The organism is Paenibacillus sp. FSL H7-0716, assembly GCF_038002705.1.
Taxonomy (GTDB): Bacteria; Bacillota; Bacilli; order Paenibacillales; family Paenibacillaceae; genus Paenibacillus_AQ; species Paenibacillus_AQ odorifer.
This window is the reverse complement of record NZ_JBBODA010000019.1, coordinates 57,458-82,733: the sequence shown is the minus strand read 5'-3', so window position 1 is coordinate 82,733 and position 25,276 is coordinate 57,458. Positions and strand designations below refer to the sequence as shown.

Annotated in this window: 26 protein-coding genes and 1 other RNA gene; 13 read left to right on the top strand and 14 right to left on the bottom strand. The window is 43.9% G+C overall.

Annotation, left to right across the window (positions count from 1 at the left end; translation table 11 throughout):
• Positions 1-160: 160 nt before the first annotated feature.
• A complete protein-coding gene (locus MHH60_RS21720) occupies positions 161-1,492 on the bottom strand; it encodes a DNA polymerase IV (RefSeq protein ID WP_282579938.1) in 1,332 nt (443 codons plus the stop codon).
• A gap of 117 nt (positions 1,493-1,609) precedes the next feature.
• Here MHH60_RS21720 and cimA point away from each other — a divergent pair, with 117 nt between their 5' ends.
• The gene (gene cimA, locus MHH60_RS21715) at positions 1,610-3,229 is read left to right on the top strand and encodes a citramalate synthase (protein ID WP_076133628.1); all 1,620 of its coding nucleotides are present in this window, start codon (positions 1,610-1,612) and stop codon (positions 3,227-3,229) included.
• A 630-nt stretch (positions 3,230-3,859) separates the two neighbouring features.
• On the opposite strand, the gene MHH60_RS21710 is transcribed toward cimA, so the two are convergent.
• The gene (locus MHH60_RS21710) at positions 3,860-4,423 is read right to left on the bottom strand and encodes a TlpA family protein disulfide reductase (protein WP_076133629.1); all 564 of its coding nucleotides are present in this window, start codon (positions 4,421-4,423) and stop codon (positions 3,860-3,862) included.
• Positions 4,424-4,584: 161 nt separating this feature from the next.
• On the opposite strand from MHH60_RS21710, the gene MHH60_RS21705 reads away from it, so the two are divergent.
• Complete coding sequence (locus MHH60_RS21705) at positions 4,585-5,061, top strand: Mov34/MPN/PAD-1 family protein (RefSeq protein ID WP_076133630.1); 477 nt, start codon at positions 4,585-4,587, stop codon at positions 5,059-5,061.
• On the opposite strand, the gene MHH60_RS21700 is transcribed toward MHH60_RS21705, so the two are convergent.
• The 3 genes from MHH60_RS21700 to MHH60_RS21690 are packed head-to-tail and all read right to left on the bottom strand — an operon-like array spanning position 5,043 to position 8,296.
• Positions 5,043-5,792 (bottom strand): exonuclease domain-containing protein, encoded by a 750-nt coding sequence (locus MHH60_RS21700; protein ID WP_076133631.1) that lies wholly within the window; start codon positions 5,790-5,792, stop codon positions 5,043-5,045. The two genes, MHH60_RS21705 and MHH60_RS21700, sit on opposite strands and share 19 nt — an antisense overlap.
• Entirely contained in the window at positions 5,789-6,862 is a 1,074-nt protein-coding gene (locus tag MHH60_RS21695; RefSeq protein WP_076133687.1) for a DUF294 nucleotidyltransferase-like domain-containing protein, read from the bottom strand. The genes MHH60_RS21700 and MHH60_RS21695 overlap by 4 nt, the downstream gene beginning before the upstream one ends.
• Positions 6,863-6,901: 39 nt before the next feature.
• Positions 6,902-8,296, bottom strand: coding sequence for an ammonium transporter (locus tag MHH60_RS21690; RefSeq protein ID WP_036689307.1), 1,395 nt, complete (start codon positions 8,294-8,296; stop codon positions 6,902-6,904).
• Positions 8,297-8,844: 548 nt separating this feature from the next.
• On the opposite strand from MHH60_RS21690, the gene MHH60_RS21685 reads away from it, so the two are divergent.
• Together MHH60_RS21685 and MHH60_RS21680 are read left to right on the top strand one after the other, a co-directional pair.
• The gene (locus MHH60_RS21685; protein ID WP_036689305.1) at positions 8,845-9,276 is read left to right on the top strand and encodes a MerR family transcriptional regulator; all 432 of its coding nucleotides are present in this window, start codon (positions 8,845-8,847) and stop codon (positions 9,274-9,276) included.
• A 35-nt stretch (positions 9,277-9,311) separates the two neighbouring features.
• On the top strand, positions 9,312-9,983 hold the full coding sequence (locus tag MHH60_RS21680) for a zinc metallopeptidase (protein WP_076125126.1): 672 nt from the start codon (positions 9,312-9,314) through the stop codon (positions 9,981-9,983).
• A 36-nt stretch (positions 9,984-10,019) separates the two neighbouring features.
• On the opposite strand, the gene MHH60_RS21675 is transcribed toward MHH60_RS21680, so the two are convergent.
• Together MHH60_RS21675 and MHH60_RS21670 are read right to left on the bottom strand one after the other, a co-directional pair.
• Positions 10,020-10,934, bottom strand: coding sequence for a LysR family transcriptional regulator (locus tag MHH60_RS21675; protein WP_076125124.1), 915 nt, complete (start codon positions 10,932-10,934; stop codon positions 10,020-10,022).
• A gap of 4 nt (positions 10,935-10,938) precedes the next feature.
• Entirely contained in the window at positions 10,939-11,574 is a 636-nt protein-coding gene (locus MHH60_RS21670) for a rhomboid family intramembrane serine protease (protein WP_076125160.1), read from the bottom strand.
• A 117-nt stretch (positions 11,575-11,691) separates the two neighbouring features.
• Between MHH60_RS21670 and tpx the strand changes: the two genes are divergently transcribed.
• A complete protein-coding gene (tpx, locus tag MHH60_RS21665; protein ID WP_076133632.1) occupies positions 11,692-12,210 on the top strand; it encodes a thiol peroxidase in 519 nt (172 codons plus the stop codon).
• Between the two features lie 189 nt (positions 12,211-12,399).
• Here tpx and MHH60_RS21660 read toward each other — a convergent pair whose 3' ends face one another.
• The 3 genes from MHH60_RS21660 to MHH60_RS21650 form a co-directional block, all read right to left on the bottom strand.
• On the bottom strand, positions 12,400-12,789 hold the full coding sequence (locus MHH60_RS21660; protein WP_036689295.1) for a DUF1499 domain-containing protein: 390 nt from the start codon (positions 12,787-12,789) through the stop codon (positions 12,400-12,402).
• A 159-nt stretch (positions 12,790-12,948) separates the two neighbouring features.
• Positions 12,949-13,140: non-coding RNA, 6S RNA (ssrS, locus tag MHH60_RS21655), on the bottom strand.
• A 104-nt stretch (positions 13,141-13,244) separates the two neighbouring features.
• A complete protein-coding gene (locus tag MHH60_RS21650; RefSeq protein ID WP_076133633.1) occupies positions 13,245-14,078 on the bottom strand; it encodes a YesL family protein in 834 nt (277 codons plus the stop codon).
• A 186-nt stretch (positions 14,079-14,264) separates the two neighbouring features.
• Between MHH60_RS21650 and MHH60_RS21645 the strand changes: the two genes are divergently transcribed.
• Positions 14,265-14,363, top strand: coding sequence for a hypothetical protein (locus MHH60_RS21645; RefSeq protein WP_036689290.1), 99 nt, complete (start codon positions 14,265-14,267; stop codon positions 14,361-14,363).
• Positions 14,364-14,490: 127 nt separating this feature from the next.
• On the opposite strand, the gene MHH60_RS21640 is transcribed toward MHH60_RS21645, so the two are convergent.
• The gene (locus MHH60_RS21640; RefSeq protein ID WP_036689288.1) at positions 14,491-16,143 is read right to left on the bottom strand and encodes a DEAD/DEAH box helicase; all 1,653 of its coding nucleotides are present in this window, start codon (positions 16,141-16,143) and stop codon (positions 14,491-14,493) included.
• A gap of 335 nt (positions 16,144-16,478) precedes the next feature.
• Between MHH60_RS21640 and MHH60_RS21635 the strand changes: the two genes are divergently transcribed.
• The 4 genes from MHH60_RS21635 to MHH60_RS21620 all read left to right on the top strand — a co-directional run bounded on the left by MHH60_RS21635 (position 16,479) and on the right by MHH60_RS21620 (position 20,633).
• Positions 16,479-17,312 carry a YitT family protein gene (locus MHH60_RS21635; RefSeq protein ID WP_036689285.1) on the top strand — a complete coding sequence of 278 codons (834 nt, stop codon included), beginning with the start codon at positions 16,479-16,481 and terminating at the stop codon, positions 17,310-17,312.
• 180 nt (positions 17,313-17,492) lie between these two features.
• Positions 17,493-17,681: a hypothetical protein gene (locus MHH60_RS21630; RefSeq protein ID WP_036689649.1), complete on the top strand. Its 189-nt coding sequence runs from the start codon at positions 17,493-17,495 to the stop codon at positions 17,679-17,681.
• Positions 17,682-17,912: 231 nt separating this feature from the next.
• On the top strand, positions 17,913-19,124 hold the full coding sequence (locus MHH60_RS21625) for a putative glycoside hydrolase (protein ID WP_076133634.1): 1,212 nt from the start codon (positions 17,913-17,915) through the stop codon (positions 19,122-19,124).
• Between the two features lie 135 nt (positions 19,125-19,259).
• Complete coding sequence (locus MHH60_RS21620) at positions 19,260-20,633, top strand: MATE family efflux transporter (RefSeq protein ID WP_076133635.1); 1,374 nt, start codon at positions 19,260-19,262, stop codon at positions 20,631-20,633.
• Between the two features lie 71 nt (positions 20,634-20,704).
• Here MHH60_RS21620 and pfkA read toward each other — a convergent pair whose 3' ends face one another.
• Both pfkA and MHH60_RS21610 read right to left on the bottom strand, forming a co-directional pair.
• Positions 20,705-21,676 carry a 6-phosphofructokinase gene (pfkA, locus tag MHH60_RS21615; RefSeq protein ID WP_036689277.1) on the bottom strand — a complete coding sequence of 324 codons (972 nt, stop codon included), beginning with the start codon at positions 21,674-21,676 and terminating at the stop codon, positions 20,705-20,707.
• A 66-nt stretch (positions 21,677-21,742) separates the two neighbouring features.
• Positions 21,743-22,825: a tetraprenyl-beta-curcumene synthase family protein gene (locus MHH60_RS21610; protein WP_036689648.1), complete on the bottom strand. Its 1,083-nt coding sequence runs from the start codon at positions 22,823-22,825 to the stop codon at positions 21,743-21,745.
• Positions 22,826-23,018: 193 nt separating this feature from the next.
• Here MHH60_RS21610 and MHH60_RS21605 point away from each other — a divergent pair, with 193 nt between their 5' ends.
• Complete coding sequence (locus tag MHH60_RS21605) at positions 23,019-24,269, top strand: MFS transporter (protein ID WP_076133636.1); 1,251 nt, start codon at positions 23,019-23,021, stop codon at positions 24,267-24,269.
• A 213-nt stretch (positions 24,270-24,482) separates the two neighbouring features.
• Here the strand turns inward: MHH60_RS21605 and MHH60_RS21600 are convergent, their stop codons facing one another.
• Entirely contained in the window at positions 24,483-24,680 is a 198-nt protein-coding gene (locus MHH60_RS21600; protein WP_036689272.1) for a cold shock domain-containing protein, read from the bottom strand.
• 173 nt (positions 24,681-24,853) lie between these two features.
• Here MHH60_RS21600 and MHH60_RS21595 point away from each other — a divergent pair, with 173 nt between their 5' ends.
• Positions 24,854-25,087 (top strand): hypothetical protein, encoded by a 234-nt coding sequence (locus MHH60_RS21595; RefSeq protein WP_036689271.1) that lies wholly within the window; start codon positions 24,854-24,856, stop codon positions 25,085-25,087.
• A 6-nt stretch (positions 25,088-25,093) separates the two neighbouring features.
• Positions 25,094-25,264: a hypothetical protein gene (locus MHH60_RS21590; RefSeq protein WP_036689267.1), complete on the top strand. Its 171-nt coding sequence runs from the start codon at positions 25,094-25,096 to the stop codon at positions 25,262-25,264.
• The last annotated feature ends 12 nt before the right edge of the window (positions 25,265-25,276 follow it).

Below are 25,276 nucleotides of genomic sequence, written 5' to 3'. Positions count from 1 at the left end.
TTATCTCTGCCTCCCGTTGAACAATACAGCGCTGTTGTACCAGCGTCTTATATTTTCTCATATTAATATAAAAAGAATACAATTTCAATTGATTTTCAATACGTTTGCATTTCTGACGCATTCTACGGCATCTATTTTGACATGTTATAGAATGTTCTTGTTACTCTTTATCAGACTCGACAGATAGAAGATTATCCTTTTGCAACGAAGTGCCACGTTCTTTATGATTGCGAAGCCTTGCAGAGTGAGAATCGCTTAACATCCCGGCGGTCAACACTGCATTTTCACCGAATTTATTACGTAGCATGTCCATAGTCTTGTTAAGAGATTCTTTCTTAGGCTGACGTTCGTAATCGAACAAATCAAGCTGAATGGCGGAATCCTCTTTAGCAATCAAGCCCTGCAGGGTCACACCCAGCAGCCGCACAGGCTTCTCCCCATTCCAATGACGAACATATAGATCGCAGACGGACTTGTAAATATCCTCCCCACTCTCCGAAGGAGCCTCTAGCTGACGCGAACGGGTTATGGTCTTCATATCGGGTGTCCGAATCGTCAGCTGCACCCCTGAGGCAACAAGACCTTGCTTACGCAAGCGCCGGGCTACCTGATCACTTAAATTCAACAAAATCGGTCGTACCTCAGCAAGACCTATGACATCCCGCGGCAATGTTGTGGTGTGGCCAATCGACTTACTCTGCTCCCGCTCAGGGTTAACGATCCCATGATCAATACCGTTGCCTGCACGCTTTAGCCATGAGCCCATAACTCCGAAATTCTCAACCAGCATATTTTCATCAGCCGCTGCTAATTGACCAATACTGTAAATGCCCAGTTTGCGGAGCTTTTCTGCTGTTTTTCCACCAATGCCGAACATTTCATTACAGGGCTTGTCCCATAAAATCTTAGGCACATCCCGCAGCCGCAGCACCGAAATGCCGTTTGGCTTTTTTAAATCGGAAGCCATTTTCGCAAGCAGCTTATTGGGAGCGATCCCCACTGAGCATGGCAAGCCCAATTCTTCCATTATACGGCGCTGAATCGTCTCCGCTATTTCCATGGGTGTACCGAATTGTCTGGAGCCAGTTATATCAAGGTAACATTCATCGATGGACACTGCTTCCAGTAACGGAGTATAGCTATATGCAATCTGCATAAAAGCATTAGAATATTTGCGGTATAAATGGAAGTCCGGTTTAATAACGATAAGCGATGGACAAATACGAAGCGCCTTCTGAACCTGCATTCCCGTCGAAATCCCCATTCTGCGGGCGACGTAGGAGCAAGTCACTATGATCCCTTTCCGCAATTCAACACTACCCGCAACCGCAGTTGCTTTGCCTCTATATTGGTCAGGGTCCTCTGCCTCATGCACAGAGCAGTAAAAAGCATTCATATCGACATGCAGGATAACCCTGCCACTCGTTGGATAATACTGATCAACATTCTGCACAATATCTACCTTCTTATCCTCAGGTTTTCTATTGTCCAATTTAGAATAACTCTCCGCTGCGGTTAGGTCAACTTAAGAGGCTGTAAAGTTCTTTGTTACATTCCCGCGTAAAAATGCTATAATATATAAATTCATTTCCCTATAAGGAGGACTCTCATGTCTAAGTCCATCTCCATCTTCGATACTACATTACGCGACGGCACCCAAGGTGAAGGCATCAGTCTGTCGGCTGACGACAAGCTGAAGATTGCCAAGAAACTCGATGATCTGGGTGTGCACTATATTGAAGGTGGCATCCCGGGAAGCAACAATAAAGACATTGAATTTTTCAAAAGAGTCAAGGAGCTTCATCTGAACGCCAAAATTACAGCGTTCGGCAGCACTCGGCGGAAGAATTCCTTGGCCGAAAACGATGACAATTTAAAACGTATGATTGACGCAGGGGTTCCTGCTGCTACACTCGTGGGAAAATCTTGGGATTTTCATGTACACACTGCATTACAGACTACGCTTGAGGAGAATCTCGCCATGATCGGCGACTCCATATCCTACTTGAAACGCCAAGGCCTTGAAGTGATTTTTGATGCCGAGCATTTCTTCGACGGATACAAGAATAACCCTGAATATGCAGCAGCTGTTCTGTCCAAAGCCCGGGAAGCCGGAGCAGATTGGCTTGTAATGTGCGATACCAATGGTGGGACCTTACCTTACGAAATTCATGAGATTGTTACCGCTCTAAATCAACAATTGCCCGGAGCCAATCTTGGAATTCATACTCACAATGACTGTGAGCTAGCGGTTGCCAATGCACTTAGCGCCATCGGAGCTGGAGCACGGCAAGTACAAGGTACCATTAATGGTTACGGTGAACGGTGTGGTAACGCCAACCTATGTTCTATTATTCCTACACTACAGATCAAAATGGGTTATCACTGTATTCCAGGCGATTCATTATCGCAGCTTACCAACACTGCCCGATATATTAGTGAAGTGGCTAATGTTAATCTGCCGGTAAATCAGCCTTATGTCGGAAATGCAGCTTTCGCACACAAAGGTGGAATCCATGTCTCCGCCATCATGCGTGATTCACGGACCTATGAGCATATCGCTCCCGAGCTTGTCGGGAACAAGCAGCGTGTGCTGGTTTCCGAACTTGCCGGACAGAGCAATGTACTCTCCAAAGCGCAGGACATGGGTTTAAATCTGGATCCAAGCAGCGAGCAGGCTCGCCGGGTAATCGAGAAGATCAAAACGATGGAACATCAAGGTTATCAATTTGAAGGTGCCGATGCCTCACTGGAGCTACTCCTTCGGGAAGCTACCGGCGAGATGAATGAAACCTTTACCTTTGAATCCTTCAAGATGTTAGTTGAGAAAACCGCAGAACATCCAGTAGTATCTGAAGCGTTCGTTAAGCTGAAAGTTGGCAGTGAGAATCTTTATACTGCTGCTGAAGGTAACGGTCCAGTCAACGCACTCGATAACGCGCTTCGTAAAGCATTACAGACCTATTTCCCACAATTAAAGGAAATGCATCTATCCGACTATAAAGTCCGTGTAATAGATGAACAGGATCAGACTGCAGCGAAGGTAAGGGTATTGATTGAATCCAAGAACTTCACAGACACCTGGAGTACGGTTGGTGTCTCCAGTAACGTAATTGAAGCCAGCTGGGAGGCACTTGTTGACAGTATGCGCTACGCGCTTCTCAATGAGCTCTCATTGGACAATGAGAAGACGACCAGCAATGAACCTAGAGGCCTGGTCAATCATTAATTGATCACTTATAAACTTTTTGTAAGTCAAAAAAGAAGCTTCCCAAAAGTAGAATTCTACTTATAGGGCGGCTTCTTTTTATTCAATAGGCTATATAAAGGACTATTACTTTAGCCCATAGACTATGGACGGTGGGTGGTGTGCGGTGGGCAGTGGGCGTTGAGGGATGTACGGGATGCATGGGGTGAGAGTTCGGGTGCGGGATGTGGGGGATACGAGTGCGGGTTCGTGGCGAGGTAGAGTAATTGGGGAGAAACTCCCTGAAAATAGCCGATATTTGCTTTAAATGAACAAAAACAGGGAATTCCTCCCTCAAAATCAAGGTGACTTCATTATTTTCCACCAAAACAGCTAGATTAGAGGGATATTTTCCCTAATTATTCGTTGAATGACCCGAGATCTCGAAATAATAAAGAGAAATTCCCCAATTGTTCTAACTCGGCTTCCTTCGGGGCTCCAGCCATTTCTGCTCCACGGTATAGTGAAATTACTGCTTGTGGGTCTACTATAGCAAATCGCGGCTGACCAAAAACGCAGATCAGCGATCCTCCAATAAGAAGAATCGCTGATCTGTAGACTTTTGCTGTTTGGAGAAAAAAACAGATCTGTCTCCATATGGGACAGCCTGCTTCATGATTCGGTAAGCTTGATTATTTTCTCCTCCAACTCTTCAGGACTAAGAATACCTAGAATAATCTCAGAGATCACTCCATTCTTATCAATGAGCACATTGGTGGGAAAAACAGCTCCATTATATTTGCTGTACACCTCATCTTTTACATCAAACATAACCGGAAACACAAGACCGTATTTCTTGATAAAACGTTCAGCATTGGGTTTATAATCCTGACTGCTCACATTAATACCGTAAATATCTAGTACATCCTTATACTTAGTGGCCATAGTATTAAGTTCAGGAGCTTCCTGCTGGCAGGGATCACACCATGAAGCCCAGAAATTAAGGATTACCGCTTTATCTCTGGGGCCATCAACAACATAGGTAGTCCCATCTGTTCCCTGAAGTGAAAACGAAGGTGCACGCAGTCCAGCCTTAGGTCCGCTCTTCATCGGCAGCTCATTTTGCTGCGCAAGTACAGCTTCTGCTTTTGGCTCACGATTATGCCACACCGTAAACACAGCAACACATACAACTATGAGCAATACTGTTATATTTAATTTGTTACTTGCTTTCATAGTCATCTGTTCCTTTACAATTGGAATAGTTTTCTACTATTGTACCCTCAATAGGTTAAATTTCAAACCATCCATTTTTTACACAATAATATATACTTTTATAATAAAAAAAGAGGGTTTCGTCTGCGACGAAACCCTAATGAAGAGAGAGGGGTGAACAAATGGCAGCATTCCAGGGAAATGTCCAGCCTATAAGACTGAAAAATTCCGCACAGCAAGCACTGGGGAAGCACCTGCTGTCCTGTTATCCGTATGAAGCATGTGGAGTCCTGCTGGGTGCTGCCGCAGCGGGTGGCATGCTCATTGATACTTACGTACCCTTGCGCAACGTAGCGCCAGACCCGCTGCACACCTTCACTCCCCACCCTGAAGAGTGGATTAATATACTGTACAACGAACCGACAATTATCGGCCTATTTCATTCCCACCCACATTCAGCACCTATCCCTTCAGTTGCCGATTATAAAGGATTGACAGCACTAGGACCTGAGTTTGCGCTCTATCTTATAGGTTCTCCCAACACCAAAGACAGCGCCAATCCCATTCTGAACGGATTTTATATTGAGCGTTTGCCTGATGAGTGCGGTAATTTGTCCCGCGGTTTATCCCAAGCCCCGCTTCATGTTCTACTTAAATAAGCATAGAGATCTCCCAAGGTATCCACTTGGCCGCGCTCCGAAATTTCCCGCAGGTAGATCACCCACAGCTGAGCTGTCATCTTTGCGTCTTCCAAGGCATGATGACGGCCATGAATCGGAATTTCATGCACATATAGCAGCTCATCCAGCGAATAATTACTTCGCTGTGGCTCAAGCCATCGCGCTAACATCATCGTGTCCAGCACACGGTGGGTTAGCTGAACTTTAGAGGTTTTCCATAAAGCAGCATTAAGAAAAGCCTTGTCATGTGAGCTTGCATGTGCCACCAGCACATTCTGACCTACAAAGGACATAAAATTATGAAGGCCATCGATTAAGGAGGGAGCGGATTGTGTCATTTCTTCCGTAATCCCAGTCAGCCTTGTAATATCCTCCGGAATAGCCGTCTGACAGTTCACCAGTGTATAAAAGCATTCCTCTTCTTTAATCTGCTCTCCAACAACCTTGACGGCTCCGAAAGACATAATCTCATCCCCATGCTGATGGGAAAAGCCTGTAGTCTCTAGATCAAAGATCACTGTCTCTAATTCAGACAATGGGGTATGCAGCACCTCAGGCCGCCGCTTCTCTCGCATCAAAGATCGAATAAAGGCCATTTGCTGCGCAGTCTGTTGCGCAGTTTCCCCACCTCTCATCGAAGCAATTGCCGAGGGCATTCCACCTTGTCTTAGATTACTCCAGAATCCTCCGCTTTTGTTCGGCTCCCTCATGACCGCCACCTTTCCGCTGAGCGGAGCTGACGCTGCAGCGCCCGATGAAGGCGTCTGACAAGCAGCAGGCTTTCACGCAGCTCAGACAGCAGCTGCTTATTCTTCAATTCACTCTCAGCTACATAATCACTGCTGATTAACAATCCATCCTGAACACTATATGGCGTGTTCACTCGCAACCGCATTGCTAACAAGAAAGCTCTGCGAATATCCTCTAAATGTTGATATTTCCCAAGCCTATCAAGCGCTTCAATCCGCTCTAATGTCGAGCCAGCTCTAATGCCATCTAGTAATGACAACCGTCTAACAATGTTCACTAACGGAATATAGACCCCATACTTCACATCAAATCCGCCTGCATAATCACCAAACCGTTCTGTTAACACCTGTCCCAGTAAATTCAAAGTCGCTTTGTGGCGCACTGTATTGCGAAGAACAGCATTAGACAGCTGCTCATTTTCCGCAAAGCCTTCATAGAAAGCTTCTTGCCACTTCGCTGATAACTCCACGCTTCCTGCCACATGACGCATATCAGAAGAGATAATAAGATACCGGATCGGCTCCCATTCCAACTGATTTCTCCAGCTATCAAGCTGCTCTATCCATTCAGATAATGTCTTACGCCACATGACTTGGGAGCACATTACCTTCCCCGCACATTTCTCATATCCTACTTCTTCAAGCATATCGGATAATAAAGTTCCGAAAAATTCGAAATAGCGATTTTTTTCCCCATCAGGCTCTCCTTCGACTATCAGGCCATTATCCTGATCGCTCCAAAGCGTTGCCTCCTGCCTCCCACTGCTGCCAAACACAATAAAGGAATAAGCACAGGGAGGCGGGCCATAGCCCGCCTCTTTCATCTGTGCCTCACATATGAGTACTGCGGTTTGGGCAATAAGATCATGCATAGTATTCACACGGAACATCCATTCCTCTATAGGAATAACATTCAACTCTTCGAGAAGTACTTTTTGACAGGCAACACGCCTCTCCTTAAGCTCCTCTGACGAACCGGCCAATACGATGGTCCTAAAGCTTTCTTCATTATACTCATCTGTTAACTCCATCGCTGCCACACGGTCCGCCTCCCTGTCCGAGGTGAAATGTTATTGTTTAAGGGTTTTGGATTCCGAATCTGCGATCAATTTCATTTGCTCAGGGTATCCGTAGGTACCATGCTCACTGATATCCAAACCCATCAATTCTTCTTCTTCTGTAACACGAAGTCCGATAGTTACCTTCATTACATACAAGATGATGAAAGAAAGAACGGCTACAAAAACAAATGTTCCAACCACACCAAGCACTTGAACCCCTAGTTGATGGAAACCGCCACCGTAGAACAATCCAGCTTCACCTACCAAGCCGCCTTTAGTAATAAGCTCAGGTACAGCGAACAGACCCGTTGAAACTGCACCCCACATCCCCGCAATACCATGCACCGAGAAAGCATAGATTGGATCATCAAGCCCTGCACGTTCCAGCCATTGGGAAGTCATGAATGTAAAAGCACCGGCTACAAAACCAATAATGATTGCTGCCCATGGATCAACGAAAGCACACGCTCCTGTGATTGCAACCAATGCAGCCAGAACACCATTCAGCATTGCTGGAATATCAGACTTACCAAAGTACAACCAAGAAGCAATCAATGCTGCCAAACCACCTGCTGCTGCTGCGATGTTCGTTGTTAGGGCTACGTGACCGAAGAAACCGCCCATTGGGGACAAAGCACTACCTGGATTGAATCCGAACCAACCAAACCAGAGGATAATAACACCGAGTACAGTAAATACTTGGTTATGACCTGGAATGATCACGGGTTTACCTTCTTTATTAAACTTACCAAGCCGAGGCTTAAGCAATATGGTTGCTACCACTGCTGCCGTTGCACCTGTAAGATGGACAACCGTGGAACCTGCATAATCTTGCATACCCAGCTCAGCCAACCAGCCACCGCCCCATACCCAGTGAGCTACAACTGGATAAATTACGACGGAGAACAAAATTCCGAAAATGATATACACACTTAGCTTCGCACGTTCTGCCATACCACCAGATACGATAGCCAAGGAAACTGCTGCAAAGGCCATTTGGAATAAGAATTTAACATTTAAAGTAACATCAGAAAATGCAAGTGATTCAAAAGAAGCTGCGGTTGAATCTCCTCCGTACAAGAAGCCTGTAGTACCGAAGAAGCCATTGCCGTTACCGAAACCAAGTCCAAAGCCGATAGCCCAGAAGCAAAGACTTGCGATAGCCAGGGTAAGTACTGTCTTACCTGCTACGTGCCCTGCATTCTTCATCCGAACCGAACCCGCTTCGAGCATTGCAAACCCTGCTTGCATAAAGAATACTAAAATGAATGCCAGGAAGGTAAACGCTGTGTCCAATCCGACTTGTAAGTCAACGTTCGTCGGACCGTCCGCTGCAAAAGCACTTACCGGATAAATCATCAGTGTAATCATGGCCAGTAACATCATCAACCATTTCTTTTTCATTTTTACCCCACTCCCCAATGTTATATTTTCTAACAAAGCGTGAAACTCTTAATGTCATTATAATCAGAAGTCAGGTAAATTGACAAGACTATTTTAGGAATGTTTTTATTTTATTTTATTTGAGCACACGAAATTTTCACAGTACTAATGGACTAGAGGTCCTAAAGGCCTGATTACAGCTGCATTTTCATTAAAATAACTACGCGTACAATCTCATTTATATTACCTGATAATTGAACGCATCTTTTACCAAAACCACAAAATACATAACATTAAATGTTATGTATTGGGGCGACTTATAGTTTTCAACCCCAATCATTCTTCAAATTTGATATTCCTTTGAGTTTGAGTGTATTGTATAGAAACTACAGATCACCGTTCATGAATTAACCCTTCTTTACTGCATATACTTTATGAAAGTATGACGTTTGACTGTATGGTTTCCAGTTTGTTATCATTACAGATAGCATAAGAAACCATCAATTTAGGAGATGACCGCCACTTATCGGCAGTCGTATTCAATTAGTGAGGCGAGATTAAATGGGGATATGATTTTGTATCGAATTGGAGAATTAGCTAAGGCTGCTCACATTAGTGAACGAACTATTGATTATTACACGAAACTGGGATTAATCTCCCCGGAATCTAGAAGCACCAAAAATTATCGGCTATACAGCCATGAAACCTTGGCCGCTTTAGAACGTATTACTCAATTAAAGCATGACAAGTATTCATTGGAAGAAATCAAATCTATGCTAGGCAAATGGAACGAGGCAACACCAGAAACTGACGTCTCTGATAAATTAGTTGAGTTAGAGCAGCAAATGCAGCGGCTAGAACGGGAAGTAAAAGCCCTTGAACCTCTTATTAGTGGTTTGAAGCCAGGACAGGCCAGTCGCGTACTTTCAAATCTGCTCCCTCAGGGATTAGCCTGCATGGAAGCGATCCGGCTATTGCTTACGCAAGGACCGCCAATGTAAATACCATATTTACAATACAGTGGAGGAATGCATCTATGTTTATGTACCTATTAGTAATTATTGCTTTTCTTTTCTCATTGTGGGCACAGTTTAGAGTTAAAGGAACCTTCAGCAAGTGGTCAAAGGTAGCCAATTCGAACGGCCTGACTGGATATGAAGCCGCGAGACGTATGCTCGATGCTAATGGCTTACACGATGTTCCGATTGAACCTGTAAGAGGCACACTCTCAGACCATTATGACCCCATCCACAGAGTTGTACGCTTATCAGAGCCTGTCTATTATGAAAGTTCCATCTCTGCAATTTCTGTCGCTTGTCACGAAGTAGGCCACGCGATTCAGCATAAAGTAAGTTATCCTATGTTGACACTTCGTCACCGGATGTTCCCGGTAGTTAATTTCGCATCAGGCATCGCACCTTTCATGCTGATGGCAGGTTTCATCTTCGGTTACTTTAATCTTATAGGCTTGGGTATCATTTTCTTCTCAGCCGCTGTTGCATTCCAGCTCGTAACGCTGCCTGTAGAATTCAACGCCAGTAACCGGGCTCGTCAGGTCATGGTAGAACAAGGTTTCATCCGCAACGAAGAAGAACGCGGAGTAGCAAAGGTTCTCAACGCCGCTGCATTAACTTATGTTGCCGCTGCTCTAGTATCCTTGCTTGAATTGCTTCGCTTGATCACCGTCTTTTTAGGCAACCGCGACTAATATCGCATACCTCTAAACAACAAAAACCCCGGAAGGCTAAGAGCCGACCGGGGTATTATTTTGCCTAGCTTTAAAGTAGGAGATTAAAAAAGTCCGAAAGGAACGTGCCACCAGCGGTAATTTACTATCTGTACGGTAGATCAAGCCAACCGTTCTTGTCACCGCAGGCTCCACAACCTTCACCTGGGCTGGTTGAAGAGGATTCGTCTGATAGAACGCCATCTCCGGAAGCAGGCTTACACCCATCCCTGCGGCCACCAAACCACGAATGGTATCGGTCTCTCCGCCTTCAAAAGCAATCTGCGGTTGGAATCCCGCCTGCAAGCAAGCTTGCCAAACGATAGGTCTCAACGAATAGCCTTGGCTGAATAGAACAAACTTCTCTTTTTGCAGCTGTTCCAACCGGATTTCAGATTCTCCTGCCAGCCGGTGATTCTGAGGAAGAATCGCAAACAACTCTTCAGTCATTACAATATCCCCCGAGACATGCTCATCATTCTCCGGAAAAGGCGAAATGAAAGTTAAATCCACTTCCCCAGACAATACGTCTTTTATCAAAGAAGGGTAAGACCCTTGTTTAAAACGAAATTTGACATGAGGATAATACTTACGAAAATCTGCAACGATAGTCGGGATTAGATGTGTGCCAAGGCTATGAGGGAATCCAATCCGAATCTCACCACGCTCGGGATCCAGAAATTCATGCACCTCATTTACCGAATGCTCCAACTCCTTAAGGATACTCTCAACCTTCTTGCAAAAGAGCTGCCCAACCGGGGTAAGCTGCAGATTGCGCCCTTTTTGCATGAATAGATCAACCCCAAGCTCTTGCTCCAGCTGATGAATCTGACGGCTTACCGCAGACTGCGCTACATGAAGCTCTTCTGCCGCTCTTGTTACGTGTTCTTTTTGAGCTACCTTTAAAAAATATTGCAGCTGTCTTAGCTCCACTCCATCATCGCCCCTGTCTTAGGCTTTTTTTGAATATACGAATAATTAGCCCATATACGAAAAAGCCAGAAACCAAACCTCCGAGATGTGCAACCCAATTCACATTCGGTGTAGCAAACGACATAATGATCCCGATCATTAGCAATCCGTATAAAGTCTTACGCGAGCCCTCATCCATCATCGCCCGTTGAATAACGGCAATGTATAAAAATGCACCATAAATGGCGTAGATTGCTCCAGAAGCGCCAACCGAAACCGTACCAACCTCTACTACTGAACGAGCGCTAATCGCAATTGTAAGCAGATTTGCCAGAAATCCACCCGCCACATAGAGCAGCGCATAACGCCACCAGCCCAGCAATCGCTCCAGAGGCGGTGCAAACACCAGGAGAGCGAAGCAATTAAAGAACAGATGGGAAAACCCATTATGTAAAAAAATAGCGGCCAGATAGCGCCACAGTTCCTCTTTGTACGGACTTACATCAACTATAGCACCAAAATCAATAAGCGTTTGAATATTTGTTGATCCTCCGTTAATTACCGTCAGGATAAACATGATCACATTGGCCAATATGAGCAGACAGGTTACCGGATAATACCGGACATAACTTTTCCAATTTTCGTACCGAATAAATATCATAACACCCATCCCTTTACATATATATCTTGTCCGGTTGGACATCTTCCTGCTATTAAGATTATAATTTATTGTGGCAGTAAGAATCCAATATTATAATTCGAGGAGGAAAACAAGGATATGACGCAAGAAAAAACAGGCGTAGCTACTTTTAAAGGCGACCCCATCACTCTCGTAGGACCTAAGCTAACAGCTGGTGATCCTGCACCCGATTTTGTTCTGAGCAAGAATCTTCTGGAAGACGTGTCTCTAAGTGATTATGCCGGTAAAATCAAGCTGATCAGTGTTGTCCCTTCTCTTGATACCGGGGTATGTGACGCACAGACCCGCCGGTTCAACAGTGAAGCCGCAGAGCTTGGTGAGGATGTGGTAATTCTCACTGTAAGCACGGACCTGCCGTTTGCCCAAGCTCGCTGGTGCGGTGCTGCCGGCATCGATCGAGTTATTACTCTATCCGATCACAAAGCAACTTCATTCGGACAAGCCTATGGTGTGCTGATTAAAGAATTTCGCTTAGATATGCGCTCCATCTTTGTTCTGGATAAGAACGACAAGATCGTATATGTTGAATATTTGAGTGAAATGACCGAGCACCCTAACTATGAAGATGCTATTGCTGCTGTGAAGAAGCTGCTCTAATTCTTTAATCAGTAGCGGTTATTCCATCAATACTTAATTATCTCTGTTAAAAAAGCGGCAGAAGGTCCATCCTTCTCCCGCTTTTTTTGTAATAGAAAGATTTATCGATAACACACTGAGCAGCTCACCGTTTACGTAAACGCATTCATACTACCCCTAAGCAAGAAGGGTTTGACGGGCCTCTAAAAATCAGTCTGCTTTGTATTTTCCTAATTTTTTGTCCAAAGATGCATACAAGCGTTGAATCACACGGTAATTCGCCCCGAGATCACCAAGTGAACCTCTAGATGCAGAATACATATCTACACCACAACGAACAGGCGTCGTATTAAGCACCGATACCGTAATGTCCAGCGTACGGCCAAATGCCGTTCTCTTCTCAAGAGTAATCTCACCTACAGACTCCACTTCGTGAAGCACCTTAAATCCAGGAACTTTCTTTAAAGTTGATGAAACTTCTTCCCATGCTTTGTCTTTAGTTAAATTGTAATAACGCGTTTTTAATGTCGGATCTTTGGCGCGGTCGCTTGTTCCATCATGACTGCGGAATAAGCCAACCAAGGTTCTTTTTAACGACAAAATTCTTCCCCCTCTACAAATCCCAAGTTCATTATTCTAAGTGTAACACTCTTGTCTCAGGAACAAAAGGGTATAACTCACTTTCCCTTTATTCCAGACATACAAAAAAGCGCCCGCTCCCATTATTCACGGGAAACAGGGCGCCTTGGCTTAAACAAGAGAAAACCCGCTTATGCCGTCCGGCTACAGTGTCTTCTGAACCTGCTAGAGCAGGTGGGTGATCGCAGAAAACGTTTTTGAATTCCCCAAGTCATATAGACAGGGCGGTTCAGCTGCGCTTCGTGTAGATCTCCCAAGACATTATCATTGGTTCAAAACAACGAGTAACCGTAACGTACATCGCAGGATTTGTTATTATTATATTGCGTTTTAACGAAAAAGTAAACCTGTATGCGCTTTATTTTTACACAGGAATTAATTACCTGGAAATATTCAACGCTTAATCCAGCATTTTGTTAAATGCGTTTGGTGTCCTTTTCATCAATTTCATCCTCGTAGTCATCATCATCGTCATCGTCGTCATATTCATCCGCCCGATTGTTCAATGCTGCTTCTGCTTCTTCCTGCTCTTTCAGTTTCTTCTTTTCTACTTGCAGCTGTAGCTTATTATAAGTAGCGTAGAAGTTAAAGAAGGCCGCCATTGCAATCAACGTTGGAATACAAATGAAATACAGAGCCGGATATCTAAGACCGATATAAACAAGAACCGCGGCTGCAATCAATGTAGAGAACACACGAATTGGGCGCGCTATAGTCAGCAATATAGAATTGGTCATCACTTGCTTAAAGCCCATTTGGTAATGAACCACAATGGAAAAGAAGTTAAACATGGATACCGACAAAAGTATCATCAGCACCAACATCAAAATACCAACAATTCTAAAGTTAGGCATTTGTGTCATGTAAACTGTTACATCAACGTACATAACAACGAACATCAATGTATAGATAACTCCTCCGAGCATACTTTTTACATAGTTCTCTTTATACCCCTGAAAAAATGTACGAAAAGTTCCTACATCCGTATTCCCCATTACCCACTTACGTACTACAGTAAATAAAGCGGCTGAAGCCGGAAACACCGTAAAGGGCGCTAGAATTCCCATTGCCCAGTTCAATGTAATTTGCTCGTTCGCTCCACCTGCGCCTGTCCCTAACATAATCATCTTTAAAACACCAAAAAACAAAAACGGGGCGGAACATAGTGCCCATAAGATATTACTTCCTGCGATACGTGAAATCCATTCTGTGACGCGGTATAAGCCGCCCATTGCTCCTTTAAACTCCAATTCCCTTCCTCCTCTGTCTCTTACATACTACATATCTTAACTATACCTCATTTGACCTCCTCATTTCCATAGCCCAACTTTCTGAATTATAGACTATCGTCTATACGTAAAGCCTTTATAGTCCATATATTAGGATTGTAACCATAAGAAATACCAAAATCCCCACATTTTAAAGGAGGTTATCTCATGTCTACACCTGTTGGCTTCGGCGGTTGGACCTCTACAGGCACGATCCTCGTATTATTTATCTTGCTCGTTATCATCACTCGTACATTCGGATACTAATATCACACAAAACAAATTCGCGCCCTACTAAGGACACAACAATTCACCAAACATCCTTATATTTCAGCAAAAAGAAGACGAGAACCGCAATGCGGCATCTCGTCTTCTTTGCTATCTTGACGAAGTATTAATTATCGAAATCTTCACGTTTTGCAGGACGAGTGCTCGTGCTGCTTGGACGAGTGTATGGTTTACGCTCTGCGCTGCGGTTTGCACCACCGTCACGAGCTGGTGCGCCATCACGGTTGCCTTTATAGCCACCGCCATAGCCGCCACTGCCGCTACCGTAGTTGCTGCCACCGCTGCTATAGCCACCACGACTACCGCCACCGTTATTATCACGGTTACCACGGTATCCGCCACCGCTACCGCTGCCACCGGAAGTACCACGGTTTCCGCCATAACCACCATTAGGTTTACGGCCACTGCGGATATCGTTTTTGCCACCACGACGTTTAGCGCGAATCGGATCTTCAGGCGTCAATTCAATTGCGGAATCCTTCTTGTCGCCAGTGAGAAGCTTCATAGCTGCGGACAACAATTGTACGGAATCATATTGCTCAAGCAATTGAATAGAAATTCCTTTGTACTCGTTCAACTCTCCGCTTTCTACCACTTCAAGCAAACGCTCAGCAGTAACGCGTTGTTTACCTTCAATAGCTTCAGCCATTGTTGGCAAAGGTTTACGAGTAATCCGGTGACGAGTAACACGTTCGATCAAATGCAGGTGATCGATTTCGCGTGGAGTAACGAATGACCAAGCCGTACCCTCTTTACCTGCGCGTCCTGTACGACCAATACGGTGTACATAGCTTTCAGGATCTTGTGGCAAGTCAAAGTTAATTACGTGAGTTACGCCGGATACGTCCAGACCACGTGCCGCTACGTCAGTAGCTACCAGCACGTCAATGCTGCCATCACGGAATTTACGCATTACAGCATCACGTTGGTTCTGTGACAAGTCACCATGCAATCCATCAGCAGAATATCCGCGTTTTTGCAAAGCTTCAGCAAGCTCATCAACCCGGCGCTTAGTACGTCCGAATACGATAGCTAATTCAGGTGATTCCATATCAATCAAACGACTAAGAGCTTCAAACTTTTGACGCTCAGGCACTTCCACATAAGCTTGATCAATCAGTGGGGCACTGATTTGTTTCGGAATAACGGAGACATGTTGCGGGTTGTTAAGAAATTGTTGAGCTAGGCGTTGAATGTTTGGTGGCATTGTAGCAGAGAACAACATGGTTTGACGTTCTACAGGAACGAGCTTCAAGATAGTCTGAATATCTTCCATAAAGCCCATATCCAGCATTTCATCTGCTTCATCCAATACAACAGTTTGAACATCATCCAAACGGATCGTTTTACGGTTGATGTGATCGAGCAAACGACCAGGTGTACCAATAATGATTTGTGGTTTCTTTTTCAATCCACGGATTTGACGTCCAATATCCTGTCCGCCATAAATCGCCAACGAGCGAAGACCTTTGAAACGGCTTAGTTTGCCAATTTCTTCTGACACTTGGATGGCCAACTCACGAGTTGGTGCCATAATAAGGGCCAAGATTTTTTCGTCTTCACGGTTAATCTTCGAAATGAGGGGGATACCAAAAGCAGCAGTCTTACCTGTACCAGTCTGAGCTTGACCGATCAGATCCGACCCAGTCAATGCTAATGGGATCGACTGTTCCTGTATCGGTGTTGCCTCCTCAAATCCTAACTCTGTGATTGCTTGTAGCACTTTTGGCTCCAAGCCAAATTCTGCGAATGTTTTCAAATTATTCATGCTCCTTCTATACAGTGGACATTCCACATGCTTGTCTGTATTCTTAAGTAGCGGTAAACACATTTATAGGCTGTCCAATCATGCTCTATTTTCTGCATGATATAGCGCTTTTGGGACGAAAAGCCTCCCTAATCATCAGGTACCTTGTTGTACCTGAGCAACTGTAGCTTTACATCCGATGCAATGCAAAAATACCATTGTAACGTTCTACTCAAGAATATCCTATACATTATATCACAAACACATGTGAGAATACCAGTGGGTTCCTTTCTTTTCATTGCTTTCATGTTTTATTTTTTTAAATATATAGATAAGGGTGGATTTACTTGTTAAGACAGATTTTGAATTGTTTGGTTGTTTTTTTAGGGGCAGCACTGATCGCCAGTGGATTTAATCTATTTTTAATTCCACACCGTTTACTAAGTGGTGGCGTATCTGGACTTTCCATGTTAGTGGGTTATTTCACTCCATTAAACATAAGCCTCCTATACTTGCTTTTTAATATTCCTCTACTGGCTGCAGGCTGGTTCCAGTTAGGCCGGAGATTTATTATTATGAGCATGTTATCCGTTGTGTTTACAACCTGGTTCTTAACGGTGATTCCTGAGCATCTGGTGGCTACAGATATGCTACTGTCCTCTGTATTTGGCGGAGTTCTCGTTGGGATTGGCTGCGGTATCTCCTTCCGTGCAGGAGGTTCTTCCGGAGGTTTTGACATCCTGGGTTCAATTATCACTAAATACCGAGATTTCCCGGTCGGAAATGTAGTCGTAAGTTTAAATGGACTAGTTATCCTGGCGGCCGCTTATCTTGACCAGAACTGGAATTTAGCACTTTCATCAATGGTATCTATATATGTAACAGGTAAAGTGTTGGATATGATTCATATCAGCCACTTAAAGGTAACCGTATATATTGTAACAAACCGTACAGATGAATTACTGCAACATCTAATAGGCCTTCAACGAGGTGTCACAAAGATTAAAACAGAAGGCGCTTATTCTCACGTTGAAAAGGACATGCTAATGACGGTAACAACCCGCTACGAACTTGCAGAGCTGCAACGTATCATCCGCACGACAGATCCTCAAGCTTTTGTAAATATTGTTGAAACAGTGGGTGTTATGGGTTCCTTCCGGAAAGACAAAATGAGGAAATAAAAATTCCTAGTATTGGAAAATGCACCAAACTCAGAATTATGATATATTATACACACGCAGAACCCTAACAATTTCATAAAGATTGAGATTTACCCCTCTTTTTTCCAAAGCACTTCGTTTTCCGATGAACACTGAATCTATTCAGAACTATCGAAAAAGGAAAGGGTGATTTTTGTGGAAATGGAAACGGTAAAACTGTCAGCAATCGTCATGAGGTGGTATCCTGATATGATGCCGTTTCTCAAACAGGACGAATTAAATTCAGTAATCGTTCTGCGAGACGGGCTAAGTATTCTGGAACCTGCAGATGCCATGGATATTATCCATTACAGCATCTGTGAACATCAGAATTCTGCGTATCTTCAATGAGCAAGCCGCAAGAGAAGTCTTGATAGTTGCCGCCTTGGGTTCGGCCCTGTTGCCGATTTAAGGCGGCATTTACTTTTTTCATACCGTTTCGAATCCATACATCTCGTTTATAAACAACAAAGGCGGTTTTTTATTCCCAATCTGAGCTAATATTGTTACAACACTGTTCTTTTTGGGAGCAACCGTTCCTATATAATTTAGGGGAAAGTACATAAAGGGAGAGAAAAACGAATGAACATCACCTGGGCTCTACTGATGATGGCCTTGGGAAGCGTAGGCGTACAACAGAACCAACATGACGCTGAAGTGGCGATCGCTTTGAAGTCCGCCATGAATCCCCCCATCATTGCACAACAAAACAACAATTCGAATGTAGCAACTCCAGCTCCAAGCGCTTCACCTGAAGCAACAAACTCAGAAAGTATGTTACACACCGATCCACAGCCAGATGCACCCAAAGTAAAAGGCATCTATGTTACCGCCTACAGTGCTGGTGGGGAACGAATGGAAAAGCTGCTCACATTGCTTGACCAAACCGAACTTAACTCAATGGTTATAGATATTAAGGACGATGCGGGTTATATCACGTATAAGACCGATAATGCCGACCTTCAGAAACTCGGTAACCCTCAGCCTTTTATTGGAGATATCAGCAAGTTAATGGAACGTTTGAAGAAACATGATGTTTATCCTATCGCCCGGATTGTTGTTTTTAAAGATTCTATTCTTGCCAAGAAGAACCCGCAGATGTCTTTTGTTAATACTGACGGCACTGTATGGAAGAATAAGGGCGGCGACAGCTTTGTTAATCCTTATAATGAAGATGTGTGGAAATACAATGTGGATATTGCCAAAGAAGCTGTTAAGCTCGGCTTCAAAGAAATTCAGTTCGACTATGTTCGTTTTCCGGAAGGATTTGAAAAACGTGCTGAAACCCTTAAATACACTAAAACCAGTGATTCACGCGTAGAAATCGTATCTAATTTTGTTAAATATGCCAAAGCAGAGCTAGCTCCACTTGGTGTCCGTGTGTCCGTAGATATTTTTGGATATGCCGCATCTGCCCCTGCTGAGGGTATTGGCCAGGACTTTGTTAAAATATCCAAGAATGTGGATGTTATCAGTCCAATGGTTTATCCAAGCCACTATTCAACGGGATGGTTTGGTGTGAAGGAGCCCGACTTAGATCCTTATGCTACAATCAAAGGCTCCATGGTTGATACACATAAGAAGCTTGATCCACTGGGCAGCTACAAACCCGTTATTCGGCCTTGGATTCAAGACTTTACAGCAAGTTGGCTCGGAAGTGGTCATTATGTGAAATATGGTAAAAAACAGGTGGAAGATCAAATCCGCGCTTTAAAAGATGAGAACGTGGATGAGTTCCTTCTCTGGAACGCCAACAATCGCTATACAGCCGATGTTGATTACGAAAAACAATGAATACAGCCCTTATTATTTATAGCTGATCTGATATACGTATGCTAAAGACCCGGCGTCTGCCGGGTCTTTTAACGGAAACTTATTGAACTATTTAACCTATTCCTTGAAAAACCATAAAGAATGAGGCACATAATTATGATACAGACCACCTCTTTAAAACAAAAGGCAGGACAATTTTTTCATATTTTATTCCCAATCCTTGTTACACAAATTGCTTTATCCGCGATCACCTTCTTTGATACTAATATGTCCGGTAAATTCGGAACCGTCGATCTGGCAGGAGTTGCGATAGGAACTAGTCTTTGGATTCCAATCCAAACCGGTCTCAGCGGTATTCTTATGGGGATCACACCTATTGTTTCACAGCTCATCGGGAGTAAAAAAGATAAGGATGTTGCCTTTCAAGTCACACAAGGTATTTGGCTATCACTGATTGTTTCTATCATTGTCTTGCTTATCGGCAGCTTCGCCTTGTCACCTATTCTTAATTTTATGAACTTGGAGTCTGGTGTAAGAGATGTCGCTTTCCGCTTCCTCAGTGCTATTTCGTTTGGGATTATCCCCCTATTTGGATATACGGTTCTTCGTAGCTGTATAGACGCATTAGGGCAAACACGCGTATCCATGTGTATTACACTGATAGCTTTGCCTGTAAATGTAGGTTTGAACTATTTGCTCATCTTCGGGAACTTCGGATTCCCTCGTCTCGGGGGTGTTGGTGCAGGGGTAGCTTCAGCCATTACCTATTGGGTTATATTTGCCGTTGCTCTACTGTTCATATATCGTTCTCAGGCCTTTGTAAATCTCAGATTATTCCGTAATTTCTACTTCATATCGTTAAACAGCATTAAAGATTTGCTTAAAATCGGAGTACCCATCGGTTTCTCGATTTTTTTTGAAACAGCTGTCTTTTCCGCTGTAACCTTGTTAATGAGCAGGTTTGACACTGTAACAATTGCCGCTCATCAGGCAGCAATCAATTTTGCAACAACACTCTATATGATTCCGCTCAGTATTTGCATCAGTCTTACCATTCTCGTTGGCTTCGAGACCGGATCTGGCAGACAAAAGGATGCACGCCAATATGCCATAATGGGTATCGGACTGGCGGCAATCCTTTCGCTGGCCACAGCTTTATTACTCTTGTTTGCCGGAAATCATGTAGCTGGTCTATATTCAGATGAACCCGATGTCATCTCGTTAATTCAGCATTTCCTGATCTATGCAATCTTTTTCCAAATCTCAGATGCGATTGCTACACCTACTCAAGGGGCGCTTCGCGGATATAAGGATGTTAACCCAGCCTTTATCATTTGTTTTATTGCCTATTGGGTAATTGGCTTACCTACAGGTTATGTACTTGCAACTTATACAGATCTGGGAGCATTCGGCTACTGGATTGGTCTTATCACCGGTCTTGCCATCGGTGCGACCCTGCTATTGTCTCGGCTTATCAAAGTTCAACGTCGTTATGCCGCACAATACACACAGGAACAGCCACAGAGTTAACGATCCATATTACACAAAAAAGGAACAGTGCGAATCTCGCAGCTGTTCCTTTTTATATATAGGGTCGCTAATTATTGGGAAAGACGGGAAGCCAGCTCGTACAGCTCCAGGTCAAAGCCCTTTTTCGTATTTACAACGAGATCAATATCCGTAAGGGTTAATTCACCTTTGATGATACCACAAGCCTTGTCGGATTCACCCTCGATTAGCTTACGTACGGCAAAATCGCCAAGACGGCTAGCCAGATTCCGGTCTCCAGGAGTTGGTGTTCCACCCCGTTGGATATGTCCGAGTACAGTAACCCGTGCATCCAGAGAAGCATGACGGTCTTTCAGAGCTTGAGCCACATCTTCACCTTTGCCAACGCCCTCGGCAACAATTACGATACTGTGACGTTTACCTCTGATAAAGTTATCGCGCATCCGGTCAGCAACTTCATTCAAATCATAAGGCATTTCCGGCACAAGAATTGTTTCTGCTCCGGAAGCCAGTCCAGCATGTAGCGCGATATCGCCACAGTGGCGTCCCATAACCTCTACAATCGAAGAACGTTCATGGGAGGACATAGTGTCACGTAACTTGTTAATAGCGTCTACAACAACGCCAACCGCTGTATCAAACCCGATAGTGTAGTCTGTGAAGGAGATATCGTTATCAATCGTACCTGGCAAAGCCATAGTCTTGATACCGAGTTTACTTAATTTGTTAGCTCCTTTATAAGAACCATCTCCACCGATAACTACTAGACCATCGATACCCAGTTCATTAAGGATATCCGCGCCTTTTTGTTGTCCTTCCGGTTTCGTGAACTCCAGACATCTTGCAGACTGCAGAACAGTACCGCCACGTTGAATAATATCTCCTACACTGCGAAGATCCATTGGGAAGATATCGCGATTCAGCAGACCTTGATAACCACGTTGCACCCCAAATACCTCAATACCGAAATAAAGTGCGCTTCTTACAACCGCACGAACAGCGGCGTTCATTCCCTGTGAATCTCCACCACTAGTCAATACTGCGATTTTTTGAATTTTAGACATTCTGTTGTTCCTCCTTAAAATTGTGCGAAGCCTGATACTTCTTATAAAAATAACTTCGCGACATGGTTACAAAAAGCGTTTGCGTATCCAACGGCTGTTAGCGAAGAAGAACAGTCTTGTAAGCGGACTGCCTTTCATCAGGCTTTTAGATACAGAGCGAACTTCCCGCTGTTCGCTAACTTTCGGATCAGATAAATAAAGTGCCAGCAATCCCTCAATCACCATACGATGCATCGAAGACTCTGGAAGATTACGAACATCCTTACGGGCCCACTCAACCATTGCAGCGATCCGACTCAGCATGGTATCCGTGTCATCATAATAATTGCAGAAATTAAGATCACCGCCTGCTCGGTCCTCTTCCTGATCAATCAGATAATCCAGCATAATATGCAGACCACATACATGCGGAAAATACGCGGCTCGAATCGAAGCCGCAGAAGCTTGGTTCAGCTTCGGATCACATGCGGATAGAAATAACATAAATACACCTAGCGTTGATCCCGTTGCAGCCGAAAACTCATTCCATTGCAGATGTGGCGCTCGACTGCCCTGTTCCTCCCACCACTCCTTCAGGGCTGTTTCCCTGAGTTCCGGGCGGATGTGCTTATACACTTGTAAATCTGTATAGAGCACAGCCAATTCTCGAATCTCCGCTGCAGCAGCGGAATAACCTGGCAACAAAGAAATCATTTCTTGGCATTTACGAACCAGCCTGTACAAATATCCGCCGTCATTCTGTTCACTTCGAAGCGCATAATAATTACCTGGCTCAGCATTTGGATCAATAGCATCCAGCATAGATTGATGCAGCAGCCTGAAATCTGCAGGATCAAGCGAAGTACTGCGATCACATAAGTTGTCCAGATAATCACTGATAGTTTGATAAGCAACAATTAGCGGAATCAGTATATGTTTCATCGATAAATTGCCGGCGGCATAAATACCACCGCCTATGCAATGAAACTCTTTAGTTTCAATGCTGGCAAGTGCTTGCTTCCGGAGCTCGGGATCGGGAATCCCGTTCGCATCTTGGCGCCAGAAATGGAGACATTCTCTCACTTCCGGCAGCACGTACTTATAGACCCTGTTCATAAGTCCCAGTGGACCACGCGGGCTAAGGTAACGGCCTTGCTCTAATTCACTCAATGACAGTGCCTCCACATTGTTGTCTCCTTATCCAAATCACCACTTATTATAATATGATCAGGCGTATTTGTACAAACAACAAAATCACTTTCGTAAAATCATGAAAGATTCAGAAATACAGCAGTTTTTAAAAACATCTCCCCATTGCTTTATGCTATACTAGGCATATTTCAATTTCGGAGGAGTGCAATCCATGTTTTCAAAACGGACCGGCAGCCTTTACAGTGATCAAAACTGGCTGCGTTCCTTTCTCTTTACCATATATGGTACCAGCGTCCTTGTAGTTTCCTACTTTCCTTTATTCTACACACATTTAGGGTTTAGCAGTTCTCAGATAGGCTACTTGTATTCCCTCGGTCCCCTTATCTCCATCCTATCCAATCTATTCTGGAGTATGATAAGCGATAAGTTAGGCACCGTTCGAAAGATCATGTTCATACTACTTGCGGGTCAATTAGTAACTGGTCTTCTATTAGCGAGAGCGACCGAATTTTCATCTGTCATGCTTATTTTGTCCTTCTTCTACTTCTTCTATTACCCAGTTTTTCCGCTTGCCGATACAATGGCTATCAAAGTTGCCGAAAGACACGGACGTAACTTCATTACCATTCGCGTTTTTGGCTCCTTAGGCTATTCTTTCTTTGCTCTAACCGTTGGCTATGCATTAAGAGCATTGGGTTCTACTTGGAGCTTGACTCTATGTATCATTATCATTATTGCTGCACTTTTAATTACCCTAGGTCTTAAGGATGTTAAAAGACCTGCTGTTATAGAAACAACGAATCAAGATAAGGACACAGCTGAAGCTGATAATAGCAAAAATGGACTTAAAGATATATTGTTGCAAAAAGAGGTGCTGTGGTTCTTCGGCTGTGTGTTTGTACTCGCGTTAGGCCATAGAATGAACGAAGCCTTTCTGACGATCAGTCTAAAACAACTAGGCGCTGGCGAGGAAATCATTGGCTGGGCATTGCTCGCGTCAGCTCTTAGTGAAATCCCTGTATTATTTATCCTCAGCAGATACGGCGACAAATTCAAAGAATTGCCCTTGCTGGCCTTGGGGAGTCTGATGTATGCTCTGCGTTTTCTTTTGATGTCCCTGGCGGATCATCCAGGCTCAATGATTGCCATTCAAGCCATGCACAGTATATCATTTGGTGTTTTTTATGTAACATCTGTCCGTTATATCACCCGGATTATCCCGGATCGCCTGCGGGCCACAGGTCTTGCCATTTTCACCGTCGTTTGGTCAAGTGCCTCTGGGCTGCTCAGCGGTACCTTTGGCGGCATTATTTATCAAGAGGCGGGGCGTTATATTTTTTATATAGTGGCTACGGGTTTCAGCTTACTTGCTTTTGCAGGGTTTCTGGGACAGCATTTATTGAAATCCAACCTGGAGCCGATCAATTATTTCAGAAAAAAGAACAAAAAAGCCTCCCTATAATTAGGTTGGTATTATTCCATAATACAAAAAGGTCGTTGTACTCCCCTTCACGGGAGTGCAACGACCTTTTTCATTTAGGATAACATCTATTGTGGGCGTAAAAAAACACAGTTCCCGAAAGAACTGTGTTCTGTAAGTTGGTAACCACTCTTGCAAGGGCTTGCCAAGTAAATTATATATTTGTAGCAGACAGCTTAACTGTCCTGCTGTTTCTTATAATTTTACTACGTTTTCAGCTTGCGGTCCGCGACTACCATCAGTGATGTCGAATTCTACTTCTTGACCTTCGTCCAAAGTCTTGAATCCTTCACCTTGAATTGCTGAGAAGTGTACGAATACATCTTCGCCGCCTTCTACTTGAAGAAAACCATAACCTTTTTCTGCGTTAAACCATTTTACTGTACCTTTCAATTGAACAACCTCCTAAAAATAACCGCCATATATGGCGTATAACTATAGTATACTGCAATCTTCTGATCAAATCAATCAAACCCAACCCTTAATATATGATTTAATTTGCTTTTCACTTCTCCAGTGCGTTATCATTGAGCCAAAAGCCAAAAATCGCCAGGGTGGTAATGATAATGATCAAAAAACATGAAATATACAAAACAGACAAATGGAATATGATGACGGTAGAAGTTCAAGGCCGCTACATTGTACTCCGCGAAATTTCCGATCAATGGGGAGAAGAAACACATACCTTCCTGAGTCGTCCAGCGATGATGCAATGGGTGAATAACCGCTTCAACAAAGAATCTTATAAAGACAATGAAGAAGAGTACAAAAACATCATTGCAGCTTTCAAACAGGTATAACAGGAAATGAATAACGAAAATCTCACGATTTATGTTGTCCTAGTCCTCTGTCTAGGCGCAGTATTAATTATGACCAAGGATCGTGTCCCGCCAAAATTAAAGCGGGGCATGGCCATGGCTGCGGTCGTAATGATTCTGTTTGCTTTCATCTTTGTTATTTATAGCTTGTTGGCATAACTACCATATAAA

What these genes read in the sequence shown, in the direction of transcription:
- MHH60_RS21605 (WP_076133636.1), top strand. Translation starts at nt 23,019, where the DNA reads ATGTTTTCAAAACGGACCGGCAGCCTTTACAGTGATCAAAACTGGCTG.
- MHH60_RS21690 (WP_036689307.1), bottom strand. Translation starts at nt 8,296, where the DNA reads ATGAAAAAGAAATGGTTGATGATGTTACTGGCCATGATTACACTGATG.
- MHH60_RS21620 (WP_076133635.1), top strand. Translation starts at nt 19,260, where the DNA reads ATGATACAGACCACCTCTTTAAAACAAAAGGCAGGACAATTTTTTCAT.
- MHH60_RS21625 (WP_076133634.1), top strand. Translation starts at nt 17,913, where the DNA reads ATGAACATCACCTGGGCTCTACTGATGATGGCCTTGGGAAGCGTAGGC.
- MHH60_RS21595 (WP_036689271.1), top strand. Translation starts at nt 24,854, where the DNA reads ATGATCAAAAAACATGAAATATACAAAACAGACAAATGGAATATGATG.
- MHH60_RS21590 (WP_036689267.1), top strand. Translation starts at nt 25,094, where the DNA reads ATGAATAACGAAAATCTCACGATTTATGTTGTCCTAGTCCTCTGTCTA.
- tpx (WP_076133632.1), top strand. Translation starts at nt 11,692, where the DNA reads ATGACGCAAGAAAAAACAGGCGTAGCTACTTTTAAAGGCGACCCCATC.
- MHH60_RS21630 (WP_036689649.1), top strand. Translation starts at nt 17,493, where the DNA reads ATGGAAACGGTAAAACTGTCAGCAATCGTCATGAGGTGGTATCCTGAT.
- MHH60_RS21680 (WP_076125126.1), top strand. Translation starts at nt 9,312, where the DNA reads ATGTTTATGTACCTATTAGTAATTATTGCTTTTCTTTTCTCATTGTGG.
- MHH60_RS21695 (WP_076133687.1), bottom strand. Translation starts at nt 6,862, where the DNA reads ATGGAGTTAACAGATGAGTATAATGAAGAAAGCTTTAGGACCATCGTA.
- MHH60_RS21710 (WP_076133629.1), bottom strand. Translation starts at nt 4,423, where the DNA reads ATGAAAGCAAGTAACAAATTAAATATAACAGTATTGCTCATAGTTGTA.
- cimA (WP_076133628.1), top strand. Translation starts at nt 1,610, where the DNA reads ATGTCTAAGTCCATCTCCATCTTCGATACTACATTACGCGACGGCACC.
- MHH60_RS21645 (WP_036689290.1), top strand. Translation starts at nt 14,265, where the DNA reads ATGTCTACACCTGTTGGCTTCGGCGGTTGGACCTCTACAGGCACGATC.
- pfkA (WP_036689277.1), bottom strand. Translation starts at nt 21,676, where the DNA reads ATGTCTAAAATTCAAAAAATCGCAGTATTGACTAGTGGTGGAGATTCA.
- MHH60_RS21705 (WP_076133630.1), top strand. Translation starts at nt 4,585, where the DNA reads ATGGCAGCATTCCAGGGAAATGTCCAGCCTATAAGACTGAAAAATTCC.
- MHH60_RS21685 (WP_036689305.1), top strand. Translation starts at nt 8,845, where the DNA reads ATGATTTTGTATCGAATTGGAGAATTAGCTAAGGCTGCTCACATTAGT.
- MHH60_RS21700 (WP_076133631.1), bottom strand. Translation starts at nt 5,792, where the DNA reads ATGAGGGAGCCGAACAAAAGCGGAGGATTCTGGAGTAATCTAAGACAA.
- MHH60_RS21670 (WP_076125160.1), bottom strand. Translation starts at nt 11,574, where the DNA reads ATGATATTTATTCGGTACGAAAATTGGAAAAGTTATGTCCGGTATTAT.